The 21,976-nt window shown below is 46.2% G+C and carries 12 protein-coding genes and 2 pseudogenes; 7 read left to right on the plus strand and 7 right to left on the minus strand.

Features of this window, described 5'->3' with window-relative positions:
* The first annotated feature begins 45 nt into the window (after positions 1-45).
* Both QUA99_RS02675 and QUA99_RS02680 read left to right on the plus strand, forming a co-directional pair.
* On the plus strand, positions 46-3,183 hold the full coding sequence (locus QUA99_RS02675) for an efflux RND transporter permease subunit (protein ID WP_333236320.1): 3,138 nt from the start codon (positions 46-48) through the stop codon (positions 3,181-3,183).
* A 386-nt stretch (positions 3,184-3,569) separates the two neighbouring features.
* Entirely contained in the window at positions 3,570-6,710 is a 3,141-nt protein-coding gene (locus tag QUA99_RS02680; protein WP_333236316.1) for an efflux RND transporter permease subunit, read from the plus strand.
* A gap of 307 nt (positions 6,711-7,017) precedes the next feature.
* Here the strand turns inward: QUA99_RS02680 and QUA99_RS02685 are convergent, their stop codons facing one another.
* Together QUA99_RS02685 and dapB are read right to left on the minus strand one after the other, a co-directional pair.
* Complete coding sequence (locus QUA99_RS02685; RefSeq protein ID WP_333236314.1) at positions 7,018-7,734, minus strand: phosphate ABC transporter permease; 717 nt, start codon at positions 7,732-7,734, stop codon at positions 7,018-7,020.
* A 202-nt stretch (positions 7,735-7,936) separates the two neighbouring features.
* Positions 7,937-8,764, minus strand: coding sequence for a 4-hydroxy-tetrahydrodipicolinate reductase (gene dapB / locus QUA99_RS02690; protein ID WP_333236312.1), 828 nt, complete (start codon positions 8,762-8,764; stop codon positions 7,937-7,939).
* Between the two features lie 367 nt (positions 8,765-9,131).
* Between dapB and QUA99_RS02695 the strand changes: the two genes are divergently transcribed.
* The gene (locus QUA99_RS02695) at positions 9,132-11,591 is read left to right on the plus strand and encodes an EAL domain-containing protein (RefSeq protein ID WP_333343270.1); all 2,460 of its coding nucleotides are present in this window, start codon (positions 9,132-9,134) and stop codon (positions 11,589-11,591) included.
* Positions 11,592-11,979: 388 nt separating this feature from the next.
* Complete coding sequence (locus tag QUA99_RS33000; RefSeq protein ID WP_445250972.1) at positions 11,980-12,093, plus strand: hypothetical protein; 114 nt, start codon at positions 11,980-11,982, stop codon at positions 12,091-12,093.
* A gap of 21 nt (positions 12,094-12,114) precedes the next feature.
* Here QUA99_RS33000 and QUA99_RS02700 read toward each other — a convergent pair.
* A pseudogene (locus QUA99_RS02700) lies at positions 12,115-12,995 on the minus strand (IS982 family transposase).
* Between the two features lie 188 nt (positions 12,996-13,183).
* On the opposite strand from QUA99_RS02700, the pseudogene QUA99_RS02705 reads away from it, so the two are divergent.
* A pseudogene (locus QUA99_RS02705) lies at positions 13,184-13,892 on the plus strand (IS1 family transposase).
* A 6-nt stretch (positions 13,893-13,898) separates the two neighbouring features.
* Here QUA99_RS02705 and QUA99_RS02710 read toward each other — a convergent pair.
* Positions 13,899-14,087, minus strand: coding sequence for a reverse transcriptase N-terminal domain-containing protein (locus tag QUA99_RS02710; protein ID WP_333343265.1), 189 nt, complete (start codon positions 14,085-14,087; stop codon positions 13,899-13,901).
* 1,941 nt (positions 14,088-16,028) lie between these two features.
* Between QUA99_RS02710 and QUA99_RS02715 the strand changes: the two genes are divergently transcribed.
* A complete protein-coding gene (locus tag QUA99_RS02715; RefSeq protein ID WP_333236306.1) occupies positions 16,029-17,153 on the plus strand; it encodes an EAL domain-containing protein in 1,125 nt (374 codons plus the stop codon).
* Between the two features lie 42 nt (positions 17,154-17,195).
* On the opposite strand, the gene QUA99_RS02720 is transcribed toward QUA99_RS02715, so the two are convergent.
* The 3 genes from QUA99_RS02720 to QUA99_RS02730 form a co-directional block, all read right to left on the minus strand.
* A complete protein-coding gene (locus QUA99_RS02720) occupies positions 17,196-18,071 on the minus strand; it encodes an SDR family oxidoreductase (protein ID WP_333236304.1) in 876 nt (291 codons plus the stop codon).
* Between the two features lie 171 nt (positions 18,072-18,242).
* A complete protein-coding gene (gene xth, locus QUA99_RS02725) occupies positions 18,243-19,028 on the minus strand; it encodes an exodeoxyribonuclease III (RefSeq protein ID WP_333236302.1) in 786 nt (261 codons plus the stop codon).
* A complete protein-coding gene (locus QUA99_RS02730; RefSeq protein WP_333236301.1) occupies positions 19,025-20,428 on the minus strand; it encodes an NB-ARC domain-containing protein in 1,404 nt (467 codons plus the stop codon). Before QUA99_RS02730 ends, xth begins: the two co-directional genes overlap by 4 nt.
* Positions 20,429-20,645: 217 nt before the next feature.
* On the opposite strand from QUA99_RS02730, the gene QUA99_RS02735 reads away from it, so the two are divergent.
* A complete protein-coding gene (locus tag QUA99_RS02735) occupies positions 20,646-21,941 on the plus strand; it encodes a hypothetical protein (RefSeq protein ID WP_333236298.1) in 1,296 nt (431 codons plus the stop codon).
* The last annotated feature ends 35 nt before the right edge of the window (positions 21,942-21,976 follow it).

A 21,976-nucleotide genomic window follows, 5' to 3' on the forward strand; every position in this document is an offset into this window, starting at 1 on the left:
CAACCGTCAACCGTCATTCCGGTTTTACCGGAATTGATATAACTAATGAATCTCTCAGAACCGTTTATTCGCCGTCCAATTATGACCACCTTGGTGATGGCGGCAATTCTGATTTTTGGTTGGATGAGTTATCGCTTACTGCCGATTAGCGATTTGCCAAACGTCGATTATCCCACGATTCAAGTCAGCGCTTCCCGGCCCGGCGCCAGCCCGGAAACGATGGCGGCATCGGTGGCGCGGCCGCTAGAAAAGCAATTTTCTAGCATTGCTGGACTGGATACGCTAACCTCAACGAGTACCAGCGGCAAAACTCAAATTACGCTTCAATTCAATCTCAGCCACAATATTGACGATGCGGCGCAAGATGTGGAATCGGCAATTTCCTCGGCATCCGGCCAAATGCCCAACGATTTGCCAAATCCGCCTACATACAGCAAAGTCAACCCCGCTGACGGGCCGATTCTTTACCTTTATCTCACTTCACCAACGCTTCCGCTTTCTGAGGTTGATAAATACGCACAAACCTATCTAGCGCAAAAGCTTTCGACAATCGCCGGTGTGGCGCAAGTACAGATTTACGGTTCTCAAAAATATGCTGCTAGAATTCAACTCGATCCGCAACAGTTAGCAACGCGGCAAATTGGCATCGATCGAGTGCAAACTGCGATCGAACAAGGAAACGTCAACTTACCCACAGGAAGCCTTTCCGGCAGCCATAAAAACTTTACTGTGCAAACCAACGGACAGCTTCAGGATGCAGCAGCATTCCGCCGTTTAATTGTGACTTATAAAAATGGACAGCCTGTTTATCTCGAACAATTAGGGCGAGTGGTTGACAGCGTAGAAAATACTCAACTTGCTAGTTGGTATAACAACGATCGCGCGATTATCCTCACGATTCAAAGACAGCCGGGCACGAATACTGTAGAAGTTGTAGAGACGATTCAAAAATTACTGCCCAACTTAAAAACTCAGATTCCGAGTTCGATCGATCTTGGGGTGATGTACGATGCGTCTCAATCAATTCGCGATTCCGTTGACGACGTTCGGTTTACCCTGGTTTTGACGATCGCCCTAGTCATCTTAGTAATCTTCTTATTTTTACGCAATCTTTCTGCAACAGTCATTCCCAGTTTAGCGCTGCCGGTTTCGCTGATCGCAACCTTTGGCATCATGCACTTATTGGACTACTCGCTAGATAACTTGTCGATGATGGCACTGACGCTATCCGTCGGCTTTGTAGTCGATGATGCGATCGTCATGCTCGAAAACATCGTCCGCCACATAGAAGAAGGAGAAAGCCCGCGAGAAGCGGCGCTAAACGGGTCTAGGGAAATCGGCTTTACGATTTTATCGATGACGCTTTCCTTGGTGGCGGTGTTTATTCCGATGTTATTTATGAGCGAGTTGTTGGGGCGCTTGTTTCATGAATTTGCAGTGACGATTGCAGTTTCAATTTTGGTTTCAGGCTTTGTATCTTTGAGCTTGACACCGATGTTGTGCAGCCGTTTTTTGCGTCCGGTAAATCACGCCAATCAAAGCCGGCTTTATCGAACTTCAGAGTATGTATTCGAGGTCTTTTTGAGTTGGTACGATTGGAGCCTCAAGAAAGCTTTAAAATATCACCGTACCACGATGATTTTGTCCTTCGCAATGGTGTTTGTCACAGTTGGATTATTTATCGCGGTTCCCAAAGGCTTTATTCCCAGCCAAGATACCGGACAAATAACGGGCATTACTCAAGCTGCACAAGATGCCTCTTTTGATGAATTAGTTCGCCACCAGCAAGCCGTTGTCAGCGCGATTCGCCAAGATCCGAATGTGGAATCAGTCAACTCGAATATCGGGGCAGGAGCGAGTGCAAATGGCGGCGGGGCGGCAGTTGCCGGAAATTCGGGAAGCTTGTTTATTCGGCTGAAACCGCGCTCGCAGCGGCAGATGGGAGCCGATGAAATTGTGCAGAATTTGCGATCGCAACTAGCAGAGATTCCCGGCATTCAAGTCTTCTTGCAAAATCCTCCGGCAATCCCGCTGGGGACTCAACAAAGCACTGGATTGTATCAACTCGCGCTGCAAAGTTCTGACGTTCTACCGCTGCGGCAATACGTCCCGCAACTGGTTGACAAAATGAAAGCAATGCCAGAAATTCAGGATGTTAACAGCGATTTGCAGATGACTTCTCAAATCAAAATTGATATCGATCGCGACAAAGCCTCAGCATTAGGAATTACTGCCAGTCAAATTGAAAACACCCTGAGAAATGCTTACGGCGCTTACCAAGTTTCCACAATTTACGGTGCGAGCAACGAGTATCAAGTTATTTTGGAACTAGAACCAAAGTATCAAAAAGATCCCAATGCTTTGATGCAGCTTTACATCGCTACAGCGGGCAGTAATTCGACTGATTCTTCTGGCGGTCAAACACAAGTACCGCTAGCAACGTTTGCCAAAATCACTCCGGGAACTGCACCGTTAATTGTCAACCACGTCGGGCGGATGAATGCTGCGACAATTTCCTACAACCTCGCTCCTGGGGTGGCGCTGGGAACGGCAAATAGTGCGATCGACAAAATCGTGAAATCGGTAATTCCTGACAGCATTTCTACCAATTATAAGGGCGCGAGCCAAGTATTTCAAAGTTCGCTGCCGAGTTTGGGTATCCTGTTGGCGATCGCAATTCTCGTCATCTATTTAATTCTGGGTATTTTGTACGAAGATTTCATCCATCCGATTACAATTCTGTCGGGATTGCCTTCGGCGGGATTTGGCGCGTTATTAACGCTGATGTTGTTTGGCGTTGAACTCAACGTTTATTCATTCATCGGCATCATTTTGCTGGTAGGGATTGTTAAGAAAAACGGCATTATGATGGTGGATTTTGCGATCGAAGCCCAGCGCGACGACGGCAAAAAACCAGCCGAAGCAATCTATGAAGCCTGCTTAGTGCGCTTTCGGCCGATTATGATGACAACGATGGCGGCACTAATGGGAACATTGCCGATCGCCCTTGGAGTTGGTGCGGGTTCGGAATCTCGCCGCCCGTTAGGAATTGCCGTTGTCGGCGGACTTTTGTTTTCACAAGTTTTGACACTCTATCTGACGCCCGTTTTTTACATCTACATGGAATCGTGGCGAAAAAAGCTCAGCGAGGTGAAGTTTCGGCAAGTTTTTTCGTTTAAATGAGGGCGGTAAAACAGTCGTTCTAAGTTTGTAGTAAATGAGATGTTATACCAATGTCAATAAGTATTTATGAGCGGGCAGGATGCCCACCCCACAAGAAATACAATCCTTGTGGAACAGGCATCTTGCCTGTTCTAGAAAAGCGGGCAGGATGCCCACCCCACAAGAAATACAATCTTTGTGGAACAGGCATCTTGCCTGTTCTTGAAAAGCGGGCAGGATGCCCACCCATAAGAAAAACAATCTTTGTGGAACAGGCATCTTGCCTGTTCTTGAAAATCGCCAAATCCCCATTCTACAAAACTTAAGTTTCTTGTGGAACGGGCATCTTGCCCGTTCATAAATAAGGAGTACAGGTTATTTAATTCTCATTCCTTACCCTAAAATATATGAACCTTTCAGAAATTTTTATCCGCCGCCCCGTAATGACCGCCCTGGTCACAATCGGCATTCTAATCTTCGGTTTGATGAGTTATTTCCTGCTACCAATTAGCGCCTTGCCTCACGTTGAATATCCCTTTGTGAGTGTCTCTGCTAGCTTACCCGGTGCCACCCCCGAAACAATGTCATCCTCAGTCGCCGCGCCGCTAGAAAGACAGTTTACGGAAATAGCTGGCCTCAATTCGTTTAACTCCACCAGTTCCACCGGTAGCGCCAACATTTCCCTACAATTCGACTTCAGCCGCAGTGTGAATTCTGCTGCTAAAGACGTACAAGCTGCGATCGCCGCCGCCGCAGGTTCATTGCCCTCGGGAATGCCCAAACCGCCTACCTACCGCAAAGTTAACCCTTCAGTTGCGCCGGTTCTCTACCTTTATTTGTACTCCAAAACCCTGCCAATTGCAGAAGTGGATGAAGCTGCAGAAGTGACGATCGCACAACCCATCTCAGCGATCGACGGTGTGGCGCAAGTGCAGGTTTACGGGCAGAAACAATATGCAGTGAGGATTCAACTCGATCCGCGAGAATTGACCGCCAGGGGAATCGGATTAGATCGAGTTAGAACCGCAGTTACGCAAGGAAATGTCAACTTGCCAACCGGAAGCCTTTCGGGCGATAACAAAAGCTTTTTAATTCAGGTAAACGGTCAATTAAATAAGGCAGCCGAATACCGATCGCTGATCGTTGCTTACAAAAATGGCGCAGCAGTGAGGCTGCAAGATTTAGGAAACGTGATTGACGACGTGCAGAATAACAAAGTTTTGAATTTATACACCGATAAAAATGTTACAAATCAACCTGCAATTTTGCTAGCCGTCCAGCCTCAACCCGATGGAAATACTGTCGAAATCGTCGATGCGATCGTGCAAATGTTACCCGCACTCAAACAACAAATTCCCCAATCGATCGAAATGGGAATTATGTACGATCGCTCTCAATCAATTCGGGCTTCTGTAGATGATGTAAAGTTCTCCTTACTTTTGTCGGTGTGTCTGGTTGTCTTAGTAATTTTTCTATTTTTGCGGAACCTCACAGCGACGGTAATTCCGAGTTTAGCTTTGCCTGTAGCGATTATCGGTACGTTTGCGGTGATGTATCAGTTGGGATACTCCTTAGATAACCTGTCTCTGATGGCGCTGACGCTTTCAGTGGGGTTTGTGGTGGATGATGCGATCGTGGTTCTCGAAAATATTGTTCGCCACCAAGAAATGGGAGAAGCACCGCTGGAAGCAGCATTAAAAGGGTCGAGAGAAATTGGTTTTACAATTCTATCAATGACGCTTTCATTGGTTGCCGTATTTATTCCCCTTATGTTTATGGGTGGATTAATCGGTAGATTATTTCATGAATTTGCGGTTACTATTTCGGTGGCAATTTTGGTTTCGGGATTTGTTTCTCTGAGCCTGACGCCGATGTTGTGCAGTCGATTTCTCAAATCGTCCCACCACCAACGACAAAGCCGCTTCTATCGCATTTCTGAGCGCGGATTTGAGCTGCTGCTGCAAGGATACGAAGGGTCGCTAAAGCCTGTTTTGAAATACCGTTTTGTGACGCTGATTGTTTCTGTAATTCTGCTAGTATTGACGGCTTATCTGTTCGTTCTGGTTCCGAAAGGCTTTATTCCGACTGAAGACACCGGACAACTGATGGCTAACACAAAAGGAGCCCAAGATATTTCCTTTGAAGATATGCTGCTTCACCAACAACAAATCGTTGATATCATTCGGAAAAATCCCAACATCGCAGCGTTAAACTCAACTGTAGGTGCCAGCGGCCCGAACGCATCCGCGAACAACGGACGCATCACAATTAGGCTCAAACCCCGATCGCAGCGCCGCCTCAGTGCTGACGAAATCATCCAACAACTCACTCCTAAATTGCGCGTAATTCCGGGGATTCAAGCTTTTTTACGCTCTCCTGCTGCGATTCCGATCGGCGGTCAACAAACAAATTCACAATATCAGTTTACGGTGCAAAGTTTAGACTTGCAAGCGCTGCGTCAAGCGGTGCCGGAATTGTTAGCTAAAATCAAAACGCTACCGGGATTGCGCGGTGTGGATAGCGATTTGCAACTGAGCACGCCTCAGCTTCAAGTTAAAGTCGATCGCGACAAAGCCGCAGCCGTCGGCGTTAGTGCTCAACAAGTGCAAAAAACCCTCAGCGCAGCTTACGCTTCAGGACAGGTTTCGACGATTTATACCCCGAACAATCAATTTACGGTTGTGTTAGAGCTCAAGCCTGAGTATCAGCGCGATCCGAGTGCTTTGTCGATGCTGTACGTGCGATCGAACACCGGACAAATGATATCGCTAAGTGCGATCGCAAATGTCACCCAAACAGTCGGCCCGCTAACCGTCAATCACCTAACTGGATTGCCCTCTGCTACAATTTCCTTTGACACTCTTCCAGGCACATCACTGAGTCAAGCAACCGCAGCTATCGAGAAAGTTGCAAAGGATGTTTTGCCGCCGTCAGTGACAACAAGTTTCCAAGGTGCAGCCCAGGTATTCAACCAATCTTTTAACGATTTAGGTTGGTTGTTGCTAGTTTCTATTGTGGTGATTTATTTAATTCTCGGTATTTTGTACGAGGATTTCATTCACCCGCTGACAATTTTGTCCGGTTTGCCGTCAGCGGGATTTGGTGCACTGTTAACGCTGGTAATCTTTCAGGTTGAACTCAATCTCTATTCGTTTATCGGGATTATTCTGCTGGTGGGAATTGTCAAGAAAAACGGTATCATGCTGGTGGATTTTGCGATCGAGAAACAGCGCCAAGAAGGCAGAAGCGGGTTTGATGCCATTTACGAAGCTTGCATCGTCCGCTTCCGTCCGATTATGATGACGACGATGGCGGCTTTAATTGGAACTTTGCCGATCGCCCTGGGAGTTGGTAGCGGTTCCGAATCGCGCCGTCCGTTAGGAATTGCGATCGTCGGTGGATTGCTGTTTTCGCAAGTTTTAACGCTGTATCTTACTCCGGTATTTTACACTTATATGGAAGCGTGGCGCAAACGGCTAGGTCAACCAAAAATGAATCTTTCTGAATTTTTCTGGCGTCCGAAAACTCGACCTTCGAGCCGAAATTAAAATTGGTTCGTAGGGGCGGGTTCACCAACAATCCTCGCCGGAAACTGACAATCCCAAAAACCCGCCCTAACCCAACCAACAATCATCACCAACATCTTAACATTCGATTCAAATTTTAGGTTGATGTGGGTTAGTGGTGAGTAGGGCGGGTTTATTTAGAGGGTTGATAATTGTTAGATATTGTTAGTGAACCCGCCCCTACAAAATTTGAATTTGTAGGGGCGGGTTTTACCAACCAATCATCGCCTGAAACTGACAATCTCAAAAACCTGCCCCAACCCAACTTCCGATGCGAACGCATTTGATATTAATCGTAATCGGGGGATGAGTTCCTGTTTCGGCTTGTGCTTTGATTGCTGCTATTTTCTCTTTTTTTCTGCCTGCCTTTTTTAATTTGCTGGCTGATCTCGACAAACAAATCTCTACGCAGATAAGGATAGTCGCTCACCCACACGTCGCGGCTGGGAATGTAAATATCTGAAACTTTGGCAATCCGTCCCAAATCTTCTTGATTCGACATGATTAACATTAAAGCAGCTTGGCCGGGGGCAATTCCTTGGTGATCTTTCCGCAAGGGAGCTCGCAGTGTAGTGGTAAATCCGGTTTTGTCGCCGACTTCTAAATTAATTCGCGGTTCTAAGTTGTCAACAATTACGAGTTGTCCTTTTTGATTGACTGTTTCTTCTTGGCTTGTGACTTCATCTGTGATATAAATATCCAAAACTCGTCCTTGCCAAAAACCGCAGTATTGATATTTGCGGCATTCTGCATTCCGCAAACTGGCCCACAAAATCGGTCCCCACAGCCAGTACAAACCGGCGATCAATCCGGTGATTAAAACTAGCGGCCCGACATCGGAACCGGCGAAGTTATAGACTATCACGAGGAAAACTACGATGACGGCAGAGATTAACATTCGCCTCAAAAAATCGGGCGGTTTTCCCCAGATATATTTGTATTGCGCTCCCGTGGCGACGGCGGGAATTAGCTCTTGAAAGGTTTCGCGCGTTAAGGGAATTAGCATAATAAGTTCGGCAACAGATTTTGTAACGGATGCAGCGGAGGTCTGTTCGGCAGCGGATTATATAAGGGTTTGAACGGAGCTAACGGATTGATGTTGAAGTCACCAATCAGAAGTTAGAAGTCAGAAGTTAGAAGTTAGATTAATTCCACATTACCAATGACTAATGACTAATGACTAATGACTAATGACTAATGACTAATGACTACAAAATTTTTTCCAGGCCGTAAATGAGCGATCGCAATTCAAGGACTTTGCGTATAGATAGCAAGACTCCTGGCATATAACAAGCGCGATCGCTCGTATCGTGTCGTAAAGTATAAACTTGACCTTGCCCGCCAAAAATTACCTCTTGGTGGGCAATTAAACCGGGCAAGCGGATGCTATGAATGCGAATCCCTTCCTCGGCTAAACAGCCTCTAGCTCCATGCAATTTTTCGGTTTCATCCACGTCGGGGGGATTGAAGGTTTTTCCTATTTCTGCTAGCATTTGAGCAGTTTGAATAGCCGTGCCACTGGGTGCATCGGCTTTTTGATTGTGGTGCAGCTCGATAATTTCTACGTGTTCAAAATACTGAGAAGCGGTGACAGCCGCCTGTTGGAGCAAAACCATGCCGATCGAGAAATTGGGTACGATCAAACAGCCGATGCTGGCTTTGTCAGCAAATTCAGCTAAGTCTTGAATTTGCTCGCTGCTCAAGCCTGTAGTGCCGACTACCGGGCGAATGCCATAAGCTATTGCCGATCGCACGTTTTCATAAACTGACGAAGGGTGCGTAAAATCTACCATCACGCCTAACTGCTTTTCCTGAGATGCTAATACCAGCATCCCTTGCAAGTCCTCAGTGACGGGAACTTCTAACGGGCCGCATCCGGCTAATTCCCCGGCATCGGCGTTGAGGCACTCAGGAGAGCGGTCTACAGCCCCGAATAGCGTCAGGTCATCAGCATTTGCGATCGCTTTAATTACTTCGCGGCCCATCTTGCCTGCTGCACCGTTAACAATCACCGGAATCGGAAGTTGATTCGTCATAATCTCAAAAATATCCTGAAATTTCGATCGACTAAATTTTAACGCTTGTGGAAATTTGGGGAAACGGGGGAATTAAAGACAGGACTTGTCGGTAACTCTTGAGCAACCCGGTTTCCCCTTCCAGAAATACTTTGTCAAATCGAGTAATTAGCTTAAATAAACTCGGTTTGGGCCAAACTTCTGAAAAAATTACATTCAATCTCATAATAAGCTCAATTCTGTAAGAACAGACTTGTGCGAAGCGAATTTGCACCGATATATTTTTGCTGTGACTGCCCAATTCTCTCGAAATCTTCGTTCTGTACTGTCTGTCGCAACTGGCCTCGACCTGAGTTCTCAAGGCCGACGAGTCAGGATTTTGCCTGCAATGCTTGCAGGCGCGACTTTAACGCTGCTGAGTATGGGAGTTCGGCAGTTGGGAGGGCTGCAAAACTGGGAATTGGGGAGTTTTGACTCGTTAGTGCGCTTGCAGCCAGATGCCGGCCCCGATCCGCGGCTGCTGGTAGTGGGAATTTCTGAGGCGGATATTCAAGCTTTGGAGAGATTTCCGATTTCCGACGGGGCGATCGCTCAAACCTTGACAAAACTGCAAAAATATCGCCCAAAAGTCATCGGTTTGGACTTGTACCGGGATTTGCCTCAAGCGCCGGGACACCAAGAATTGCTGGCTCAATTGAAGGCACCGAATGTGGTGGCGATCAACAAATTGAGCGATTCAGAAAGTCCGGGAGTACCTGCGCCTCCGGGGATACCGCCCGATCGGGTTGGTTTTAATGACTTCGTACTCGATGCTGACGGCGTTGTGCGCCGCAATTTACTTTCAGTCTCCCAAGCACAGAAGAAGACTGCTTTCTCGTTTTCTGTGCAACTGGCTTTGTTGTATTTCAAAGACAGAGTGCAGCAGGAAAATAGCCGTGTTAATCCCAACCAAATCAACTGGGGAAAAGCAGAATTTGTGCCTTTAACTTCTGACAGCGGCGGCTATGCAAATATTGACGCCAGAGGCTACCAAATTCTGCTCAAATATCGGTCTGCCAAGCAGGTGGCGCGACAAGTGAGTATCAGGCAGGTGTTGAACGGGGAAGTTGACCCGAGTTGGGTAAAGGACAAAATTGTGTTGATCGGGACGACTGCACCAAGTACCAGAGACTTGTTTCTGACTCCCTACAGTCCCGCCCAGAAACAAAGTCCGAAAATGCCGGGGGTGCTGCTGCACGCGCAAATGCTCAGCCAAATATTGAGTGCGGTTTTGCAGGGGCGATCGCTATTTTGGGTGTGGCCCGAATGGGCGGAAATTTTGTGGAACAGTGCTTGGGCGGTGATTGGGGGGGTTGTGGCTTGGCGGATTCACCACCCTGTGAGGGCGGGATTGCTTGGGGGTGCTGCATTGATGGGGCTGTTGGGGATTAGTTTTGGGATTTTTATTGGGGGTGGGTGGGTGCCGCTGGTGTCGCCGGCTTTGGGTTTGGTGGTGACTGGTGTCGGCGTCAGCGCTTACAGGAAGCTTTACGATGCTTTTCACGACTCTCTGACGGGTTTGCCGAACCGGGATTTGTTTGTAGAGTGCTTGGGGCGGGCGATCGCCAATACTAAGGGCCGCCACAGCTATCTGTTTGCGGTGCTGTTTCTGGATTTAGACAGGTTCAAGGTAATTAATGATTCTTTGGGTCATTTGGTGGGGGATGAACTGCTGATAGCGGTGGTGCTGCGGTTGAGGGCGATTATTGGCTCGGGGGATACTGTGGCGCGGGTGGGAGGCGACGATTTTGCGATTTTGGTGAGGAATGTTGATGTTGGGAGTGCGGTGGATTTGGCCGATCAAATTCACCAAGCTTTAATTGTGCCTTTTGAGTTGAAGGGGCAGGAGGTATTTGTGACGGCAAGCATCGGGATTGCGCTGGGGGGCGAACCCGCTGCTACAGTCAGGGAACAGCCGGAACACTTGCTGCGGGACGCCCACACGGCGATGTACCGGGCGAAGGCTTTGGGAACGGGAAGGTATCAGGTGTTTAATGCTTCAATGCACGCTTTGGCTGTGGAGAGGTTGCAGTTGGAAACTGATTTGCGGATGGCCGTAAAGCGCGGGGAGTTTTTGCTGCACTACCAGCCGTTTGTGTGTTTGGCAAGCGGGAGGATTATTGGGTTTGAGGCTTTGGTACGCTGGCAGCACCCGCTGCGGGGCTTGATTTCGCCGGTGAAGTTTATTCCCGTGGCTGAGGAAACGGGGGCTATTGTGCCACTGGGTGAGTGGGTGCTGGAGGAGGCTTGCCGGCAGTTGCGGCTGTGGCAGGGAATGTTTGACTTCGATCGACCTTTAATTATGAGTGTAAATTTATCTGGGAAGCAGTTTGCTCAGCCGGATTTGGTGGAGCGCATTCAGGCTATTTTAGGGGCAACGGGTTTGAGTCCCGAGAGTTTGAAGTTGGAGATTACCGAGAGTGTGGTGATGGAGGATGTGGAGTCGGCGATCGCGGTTTTAAAGCACATGAAGGCGTTAAATGTCAAGTTGGGAATTGATGATTTTGGCACTGGTTATTCGTCGTTGAGTTATTTGAGTCGGTTTCCTACGGATACTTTGAAGGTTGATAAATCGTTTGTGGGGCGAATGGAGATCGAAAGCGAGGGGGAGAATGTGGCGATCGTGCGGACGATTGTGGCGCTGGCTCACGCTTTGGGTATGGATGTGATTGCTGAGGGTGTGGAGACGGCGGCACAATTAGCTAGGTTGAGGTCGATCGGCTGTGAATACGGTCAGGGTTATTTTTTTGCTAAGCCGTTACCGAGGGATGAGGCTACTGCTTTGATGGCTTCCGAGCCGCAGTGGTAGTTGTGGGTTATTAGTTATTACTTATTAGACCTCTTGCAAAATAATTTTATGATATAATGAAAAGTTTTGCTGAGAGTTGATTGAATCCCAACTCCTAACTTATTTTCACTCTGGTATTGCTATAAACAGGATAAAATGCTAGAAATTTCTGTTGTCGTTACACAATAAGTAAAGCATGAAAAATCAATCTTATCTAAATTTGAAACCCGATCAATTTCAACGTAGATTTGGTATCAAGATTCAAACCCTAAAAGCAATGGTTAACGCCTTAGAAACCTGACGGTTAGAAAATCCTAAAGACAGAAGAGGACGTCGCACCATTCTAACTCTCGAAGAACAGGTCTTAGTAGCCGATTAATATTGGCGAGAATATCGAACATATTTTCATATTGGGACAAGTTGGGGAGTATCTGAATCAACTATTTGCCGAATTGTAACTGATATCGAATCAACTTTAATGAAAACGGGAAAGTTCCGTATTCCGGGGGGTAGTGCTGCATAGTAATGATAACGTCAGTACGGGTTAAGCAGCAGGGGGTAAAGCCCAGTGTATATTGAGAGAGGGCTTGGAGGGCTGGTGACAATAAGCAATCAACCCACAGACGACATTGACCAGAAAATTGATGGGGCTGCGACGCCCTTGAATGCTCAATTTGAGAGATGTTCTTAAATTGGTCAATAATCGTTTCAATAATCGAACGTTTTCGGGACATCAGCTTGTCAGTTAGTCGCATCAACTGATTCTTCATGTTGCGCTTGGGTTTGGCAAAAAATGTGATACCAAAGTCCTCAAGCAACTGCCCAGCCAACTTTTTGGAGACGTAGCCCCGGTCGGCGAATACTTTACCGTCATCACTCAGAGAGTAGCTCTCTGACGGGCTTGCGGTCATCGGTATTGCCTGGTGTCAAGGTAAAGTTGAGCAGTTCTCCGTGTTCGTTGACCACGATATGAAGCTTGAAACCAAAGAACCAATCGACCGAGGTTTTGCCCCGTGCCGCCAGGTTCTCAAACACGCGATGGCTCGAAATGCGTCGATTGTGGCACACCTTCAAGCTAGTTGAATCGATGAAGCTGATGCCACTACAAGTCCCAAAGCACTGTTTGAGATAGACGCATAAAGGCATCAAGCTGGAGGGCATCCAATCGACAAACCGTTGATAACTGGGGAGTCCGGGAAAAGCCTGTCGCCAATAGACACTCACGTGTTTCTCGTAAAAATGCTTAAAATTGCGATAGGACTGTTGGTGAAAGCTGACGAGAATCGTCATGATTTCACTCAAACTCAAGGAGCGGCGACGCTGACGGTGCTTCAAGCCATTGCCTAAAAGCGTTGCCTGCCATCTCGGTTCAAAGCTTTGACAAAAATCATCGATCTGGCAAAAGAGATCTTCTAGACTAATCATAGGAAGGGGGGCTGAATGAATGTTTTTTTGAGATTTTCAGCATTATCCCCTTCCTTTTCCTGTTAGTCGGTGATGTAAATTGGCTTTAAGTCTTGCTGGAAAAGGGCTTCAGCTTTTTTTTAAACCCGTACTGACGTTAATGATAAAGCTGTAAGCTAGACAGGTAGGCAGTTATTCGGGTATGAGTTATGCAATGTCCCAAGTGCAATTCAGCGCAAATTGTCAAATATGGACGGACTCACTATGGCAAACAACGTTTTCGCTGTCAGGACTGTAAGCGTCAGTTTGTCGAAGCGCCTAGCCGTCAACCCATTAACCAAGCCACACGAGAACTGGTTGAGAAACTCCTGAAAGAACGACTGGCACTTGCGGCGATATCTCGGGTCACGGGGGTATCACAACGGTGGTTGCAAATGTATGTGAATCAAAAATATTATGCCCTGCAGCAGGAGGTGACCGTAACTCCAAAAAAGTCGGTAAGTTGACGTTGCAATGTGACGAAATGTGGTCTTTTGTCGCTAACAAAACAAACAAACAGTGGATTTGGTTGACCCTGGATGCGACAACCCGGGAGATTGTGGGCGTGTTCATCGGCGACCGGAGTCGGGCGAGTGCGAAAGCGCGCTCGGCAGTCGTTGCCGCCTGTTTACCGCCAATGTGCCGTTTGTTATACCGACTTTTGGCAAGCCTATGAGCAGGTGATACCCAGCAAACGGCCGTAAGGCCGTCGGCAAAGAAACAGGGCACACCAGCTATATTGAACGCTTCAACAATACAGTGCGGCAACGCGTCGGGCGTTTAGTCCGTCAAACGTTATCGTTTTCCAAAAAGTTAAGCAATCATATTGGCGCTGTCTGGGATTTTGTTCATCACTACAATGACTCATTAAAACTTTGATCATTACTATGCATGACTACCCCAGTTGTTTACCAGAATCACCCGTTGCGACGGGGTATTGACCACTTCTTTGTCAATTCCTGCCGTTGCTTTGCCTTGATTGGTCTGGGTGATACGTCGCACAGACAACAGTAGACTTCTTGCAAAAGTCCTTTCGATCAAATTTTCGGACGGGCTCTCCGGCCCATCCCACAAGAGAAAAAACTTTTTGTGGGACGGGCCGGAGAGCCCGTCCCAGCTATTTTTGCAAGAGGTCTAGTAAATTTGCATGGCTTCGTAGCATCAATTTTTGTAAGCTTCGTAGCTTACGGAAGTTACCAAGTTTTCTCGCACGAAAGATTCTCGCTCCGTAGGTTTCTAACGAGTTTGCTAACCTTCTTCCAGTTAACCTGGTTCCAGTCTTCAAGTCGTTTCTTCAGTCCGTTTGTTGTCGTAGTTGACATCATCTAACTTGTCCTCGGATTTGATTCCTTTGTCGAGTTTACTTTCGTATAAGACCCAGAAGAAGTCTGCTTTCCTTTCGGTCAGGGATTATGTTTCAACCCCTATCTGGCTCATTACAAGCCAGCATTCGCTTTTTCTTCCATCCTCTACCCTCCTAAGAATTCTGCTTCGGTTGCCATTGGCTTACTATCGGTTTCGACCTCCGATAGACTCAGTAGGGTTTATCCTGTTGTATCGCTTAGTTGTCTGTTCTCGTTTAGGTACTATCTATTCTGCGGTGAGGGTTATATTCACACGATTTATGAAGGTTAAAATCATAAGTCTACTCACTTACCTTTTGGTCGAAGCCTATCAGCCTTATTTGGCTTCTTATCCAGTAACGCAGTTTAAGTGATAGTTCACTTGCGTTTACCATTCAAGAACTCCCCTTTGCTCCTAACCAGTTTGGGCTGCCAGTTTTGGCTACGTTCGTGGTCTGCACTCCGTCCTTTCATTGCTTACTCGGTACGTGACCGGACTCGCTTAAGAGTCTTTTACGTAGGGGTAGAGGGTGTGAATCCTCTAGGGAAGTAGGCTTCCGGTACTAAACGACCAGTTCAGGTCGCGCTTAACTACTGAATTCCCTGGACTCTTGCCGATATCATGCCTCAAACTCGGCGGGAATAGTCTCCAGTGCAGTCGGGATTTATGGACTGTGTCCCGCTTGAAAGTAAGTTACTTTTATAGGCTCAGTTTCACCATTGGAACTTCCCATTAACGCTAGTGTCATCCCACAATAGATGTCTGATTGCGTCTTCCAGCTTCACTCTCTAAGAATCGAGCTTGGTCGGTGTGGGGCGATAGGGAGTCATACCTGAGTCTGGCAGAATGGGCTTGCACCCTTATCAGACCGAGAGTTCAGCCTTGTGGCTGGAGGCGCTATGTACAGACTTTCACCGTGATTTGGGTCTCAACGAATCGCACGGGCATTCTTTCTGTGCTTGCTTGAAGTAGTCGAGAATCCGCTCATACCCAATAAGGTAGTCAGCGGATGTGCTGAGTGTGACTGATTTAGATTTTCCACTCATATTCCACTCACTTAACTCACAATGCTGAGTCGCTTACTGTGTAAAGGATACAGCAGGCTGCTCAGTTTTCGCTCAGGCGCAAGATATGTTGCCTAGATTGAGCGAAAAAATGGGCTAGGATGGCGGAAAGTGGTAGAATAGTTCCGAGAGGTTAATTCAAATCCTGTCATCCCGATTTTCAAATAAAATCGGATATTCTGCAGGAACTGAGTTTGTTTGGGGCGATCGACCGGCTGTGTATATTTGTAGTGCGGCTGACATTTGTTGGGCCCATTGTCCTTTTAATTCCCATGTGGAAAAAAATTAACTGTAGCTGCTATTTTTGAAAAAGCAATTAGAGAATAAAACGTAAAGAATCAAATCAGCAGTAGATAGTAAAGAACAAGTCTTTGCCTTCTCCCTCTGTGAGGATTTGGATAGTCTTTAATGACACCTACGTGGTCAATGCCGAGCAATTTAACCAAGGTTTGAAACCAGAGGCAAGTATAAATACTGCAATTATTCTTAAATACAAGTTGCTTAAGATTTACATCTTGAGATATATGTATTAATAGCTGAATGAGCTTATAATAAAAAATATTTCCTAGTATTCCTCAACTCAACCCACAAACTGGACGATATTCCAATGCAAAGAAGTGGCAAAGCCTTCGGCTCCTGCTCTGGCTGCGAAACAATACCTGAAAAAATAGAGGGCAGGGGAGGTCTATACCTGTGGTTTCCAGTATCGCACACGCTGAACAAGGTTATTTCTGCACTGACCAAGGCTAAACTTGAATTCCTGCTTTTAGAAGAGAGCAAGTGTTTGTACATTATGCTTGAAGGAATAGCGAAAGAAAAGTTTAGCGCCCTAGCATCATCGGCGCTGACAAATCAAGAGTTGAAAGAAACAAAAGTTTTGTGGATGCGCGAAGTTGAACAGCCAAAACTTAGCGATTTTTATCGCAGCACTTCATTAGGCTCTTTTATTAACTTCAGCAAGTCTGATTGGCTGTTAGATTTATTGTCCCAAGAACGCATTACTACGCATTTTCAGCCCATTGTTTATACCTCAGATCCTTCTAAAATTTTTGCCCAGGAAGCGCTGCTCCGAGGAATTGACGAGCAGGGCAACTTAATTCCTGCGGGTCGCATTTTTGCCCAAGCAGAATCAGCGGGTATAATTTTTCAACTAGATGCTTTAGCCCGGACTCGCGCTATCCAAGAAGCCAAGGTACACGAGATGAAGGAACTACTTTTTATGAATTTTTCGCCGACTTCTGTTTACGATCCGGCTACGTGTCTGCGAAGGACGGTGAACGCTATTGATGAATCCGGAATCCCTCACAGCAATATTGTTTTTGAGGTAGCGGAATCTCGGCATCCTCCAGATATTGCTCACCTGATTAGGATTCTTGAGTTTTACCGAGAAGCTGGGTTTTTAATTGCCCTGGACGATTTTGGCAGCGGTTCTTCTAATTTAAACTTAATGCACCAGTTGCGTCCTGATTTTATTAAATTGGATATGGAATTGATTCGCAATGTCCATCAAGATTATTATAAGGCACTAATTACGGAAAAGATGTTAGAAATTGCCTGTAAATTGGAGATTAAAACTGTTGCCGAAGGTGTGGAAACTGTGGAGGAGTTGGAGTGGGTACGGGAACGGGGAGCAACTTTTGTTCAAGGTTATTTGATTGCGAAGCCAACTTCTCCACCGATCGCAGTTACGAGCTATATTGGTGAGGTGGAAGCTTTGCCTGTGTCTGCTTAAAATGTTTGCAGTTGCGCTTTACCGCAACTGCAAACTAGCCTTTTAAACACTCACGTTGCGCCGCAAAAAGCTTTCTAGGGATTCCATTTTCAGACCGTAGATTGATTCCAAGTTTTGCACTTCTTCAGGAGTGCAAAAAAATTCATTACCCAACAATACCCGCAAAGTTCCCAAGCCTTTTTGAGCTTGAGGGTTGAATAAACCCACGGCATTTCGCAAGCCGTCAAACACAACCAATGGCGGGTTGATGAGTATCGGTTCGCGCTTGAACAAGCGTCCAAAAATGCGGGCAATGTCGTCTCTGGTCAGCACATCCGGGCCGCCGACTGGTAAAATTTGGTTGCGCGCACCTTCGACTGTTGGTGAGTCTGCAGCAATCCTTGCCAAGTCGTCGGTACTGACAACAGATGTGCGGTTTTTGCCATCGCCAATCAGCAGGTAAAGTCCGGTTTCTCGAAATCTTTCTGCTAGCGGCACCAAACTCGAAGCAAAACCAGCCGGCCGCAAAATGGTATAATTTAATCCGCTGTTTTGCAGGTATTTTTCAACTTCTCGTTTGGCTTTAAATACTGCGGAATCTTCGTATCCCCGATCGACTCCCAGTACCGAAACAAAGACAAAGTGCTGCACTCCTGCTTCTTTGGCGCAGTCGATCAATTCTATGTTAGCGCGGTAGTGTACTGCTTGAACGTCGCCGCCGGTGCCGTGGGTGCTGATGATGTATTTCACTCCTTGGCAGGCTTTTTTAATATCTTTGTCTTGTTTTAAGTCGCCTATAAAAATCTCAGCGCCTCGGTTTTCTAGTTCTGAGTAGCGAGATGCGAGGCGAACGAATGCGCGGACAGGCTTTTCTTGCTGTCTGATTTCTCGTACAATTCGGCGGCCTAGTGCGCCTGTTGCTCCGGTTACTAAGAACATGATTTTTTGTGGTTGGTTGTTACTTACATATGGCACCTTTCTCAAGAACAGGCAAGATGCCTGTACCACAAAGAGTGAATTTTATTGTGGGGTGAGCATCCTGCCCGCCAATAAAAGAATTGTTGAGAATGGTGCAAGATATCAATTGTTATTAACCTTATAACTTATAAATCAAATTTCGACAATTACGGGGGCGTGGTCGCTGGGTTTAATTAATTTTCTGGGAGCAATGTCTATTGTACAGTTTTTTGCTTGTTCGTACAGGGGAGGGCTGAGATAATGGTGGTCGATTCTCCAGCCGTTGTTGCGGGGAAATGCGGCGGCGCGGTAGTCCCACCAGCTATAATGGCCGCCTTCTGAGGTGAATTTGCGAAAGGGGTCGTTTAATCCTAATTCTATGATTTCTGTGAGTGCGAGCCGCTCGGCGACAGACAAGCCGACGGAGTTAGCATTGGCTTTGGGATTGTGGATATCTCGATCGTCCGGGACGATGTTGAAGTCGCCGCAAATGCACAAGTTGGGGGATTTATCTAGTGCTATTTTGAGGTATTCTTGCAGCAGTTTGAGCCACTTTAGCTTGTACTCATATTTCTCGCTTCCGACTTCGGAACCGTTGGGAACGTATACGCAAATAATCTGAATATCGTCGATAATTCCGGCTATGAGGCGTTTTTGTTCGTCAAAAATACCTGCGGTTTCGTCGCCGAGAAGGGGGGCAAATCCGCTGCTGATTTCCGACATGGGCGATCGACTAAAAATGGCGACGCCGTTATAGGATTTTTGACCGGAAATGTAGCAGTTGTAGCCGAGGTTGGTGAATGGTTCTAGGGGGAAGTCTTTGTCTGTAACTTTGGTTTCTTGGAGGCAGAGAACGTCTGGGGAGTTTGTTTGCAGCCAGCTAGTAACCTGTTCTAGGCGGGTGCGGATTGAGTTGACGTTCCAGGTGGCGATTTTCATTTTTTGTTGGTTATATACTCTCTGATTACTGGCACGATCGTAAAGTGCGCTCGCCCATTTTGTTGTACTGTTTCAACTAATGACCGTCGTCCTAAAGATTGCATGACATTTAATAGTTCTGCCCGTGATATTTGCAGGTTTGCTGGTATTTTTGAGATGTCTGCTGGTTCGGGGGTACTTGCTAGCCAAGAGATAACTTGTTGTTCGGATGCGGTTAGGCGATCGCACTGCTGGTGCAGCAGAGATTCTAAGTCACCTAAGAATAGGGTATCATAGGAGAGGAATTCGGAAACGCTACCGCCGAATAAGTCTTGAATCATAGTTGCAACTATATTTAACCATAGGGGATTGCCTCGGTAAAGGTCGATCAGTTCTAACCATTTCTCCGGTTCTGCTAAACCTTTTTCTCTGAATATCTCTTGTGCTTCCGCGCCTAAACCGTTGAGTTGTAGAGATTTGCATGGGCGGTTTTCGCCTTCTAAGGCGGCAATTTCTCTGGGTTTTTCCCAACTCAGGAGGATTAAGCAACTGTTGTGGGATGATTCTGCTATTTTTTTAAAGAATGTGCCGTAATTTTCATAGCCGGGTTGGTAATTTCCTGCGAGTTGTCCGCTGCTGAAGATGGTTTGGAGATCATCGAGGATGATGAGACAGCGGTGCGATCGTAAATATTCTAGTAGGGGCAATCCCCCCGTGGTTGCCCTTTCTTCGGGATAGGGGGCGGGCACGGGGACACCGCCACTACAGAATTTAATTAAGTCGGTTTGAAGTGATGCCAGCGGTGGAGAGTTGCGGAGACTTCGCCAGATAATGCGATCGAATTCGTGTTGAATTTGTGGGATTAGTTGGAGAGTAAGGGCGGTTTTGCCAATACCGGATAAGCCTAAAATGGTGATGAGGCGGGTGCGGCTTAAAATCCAGTTTTCGAGGGTGGTGAGTTCGGATGTGCGGTTATAGAATAGGTTGGGTTCTGGTGCATCACCTAAATCTAAATGTACTTTCGGTTCGGAATTGCTTGTTTTTTCGTTAAATCTATCCTTGTCTTGCAATTCAGTTTGTGAGAATTTTGGAGAATAAAAAGTATCTGCGGATATGTTACGAATATGGATACAGCCATTCCCCACGAGTGAGACATTGGAAACTTGTAAATTTTCCAGTTTGGCTCTAAAATTTGCTTTAGATACTTGTTCCTCGCCTAATGCAACTGATAAAAGTTTCCATAATTTAAAGCCAACCTCTTTAACGTATTTCTCTGAACGGTTGTGATGCTGTGCAATTTCCTTATATTTTTGATTGTTCCAAGCCCCACGTAATATAGCTTTTTGCAGACTATCTAAATGTTTTCCCGTAGTAGTCAAAGCTAGATGGTCAACAAATTCTAAGGCTTCTTCAACGTCCATCAGTCAGGCAGATGCAAGGGGTTGACCTGATTGTAACCCAACTAAATATGACTTTATTCAATAGCAACCAACTAAATGTGACTTTTTATGACCTAGTTGGGATGAAAACAACTACTAAAAATGACTTTATATGGCTTGACAAGCTTTGGTATTTAGGAAAGAATTTATACTTAAGACAACAAAAAGTTATGCTAAGCGCTAGTTGTATCTACCTGTTATGACACAACCGAATATTTTGGAACTCGCGAAACAGGGAGATGCAAAGGCGATCGCGCTTCTGCTGAACCGCCAGCTACAAGCCAAGGGCATCACCGCCGCAGCTTCCCTTAAGGATGGTTGTTTACAGGTGATGCTGGAAGCGGCAGAAGCGCCTAGTCAGCAAGTTTTGGCCCCGTGGGTGAGTAAGTCGATCGCTGATTTGGGGGCTGCATCGATTGAGAAAGTCAAGGTTTACGGGCGACAGACGGGGGCGAAGGTGCCGGCGTGGAGTCAAGAGTTTGAAGTGGCAGGGCAAAAATTGCCTGTTGCAAATGTTACAGAGGGGCGAGCAAGTTCTGGTGAGAATACGGAGTCAAATCAGCTTAGTTTGAAGGAACGGGCTAAGCTTGGGGATGTGGAGGCGATCGCCAGTCTGTTAAATCTTCCGTTGCAAAATAAAGGGATTAGTGCGACTGCGAGTTTGCAAGATGGTTGTTTACAGGTGATGCTGGAGTCGGACGTGGTTCCTGATGAGGAGGTTTCTATCAGGATTGTCCGCAGGGAGTTGATGAATTTGAAGGCGGGGGCGATCGCATCTGTGAAGGTTTACGGGCAGCAGGCGGGTGAGGATTTTCCGGCTTGGAATCGAGAGTTTGAGATAGCGCAAGTACAATTGACATCAAGCCCAGCGAAATTAAGCGTGAATAATCAAGCTTCAGGTTTTAAAGTGACGATTCCAGACAAAAATACGCAAAAACAACTAGCTCAGTCAGCTTTAAACTTTCTCCAAACAACATTGCTTAGTCATCCAATAATCAGTAAACTGTATGAACAAAGTTTAGTTTTTATCACAGACAATAATTGTTTTATAAAAAATAAAAAAACGCTGACAATCGCTATTCTATTGATAGCGCTAGGAATAGTTACTGGGATATATTTCAATAAAGATGCGAAGTTTAAAAGTGAAGTATATGCTTCCTTTGATAGCTACCCGAAAAAATCCCAACAAGAAAATTACAAAAAAATGTTTGAAGCCTATACCTTCGAGAGAGCAAAAAAATATGGTCTAGAGTATTGCAGTGACTTATCAAAAGGTATTAGTAAAGAAACATTATTCCGTGCCTACAACGATAGACAACTGAATAGACATATGAACTCTATACAAAACGGAACTATGAGTGAGCGAGAAAATCTAGATTTATTTGTGGTAGAACTAGAGATACAAGGAGCGGCTACAAAAGTATATTGTCCTCAGTTCCAGAATGTAATTGATAAAGTTCCTCTCCAAGAACGTTTAGATAGTACAGATAAATAAACCAAGAAAAAGCTAAAAATAATTCGGTATATAGC

It is taken from the genome of Microcoleus sp. F10-B2 (assembly GCF_036704965.1).
In the GTDB taxonomy this organism is placed as follows: domain Bacteria; phylum Cyanobacteriota; class Cyanobacteriia; order Cyanobacteriales; family Microcoleaceae; genus Microcoleus.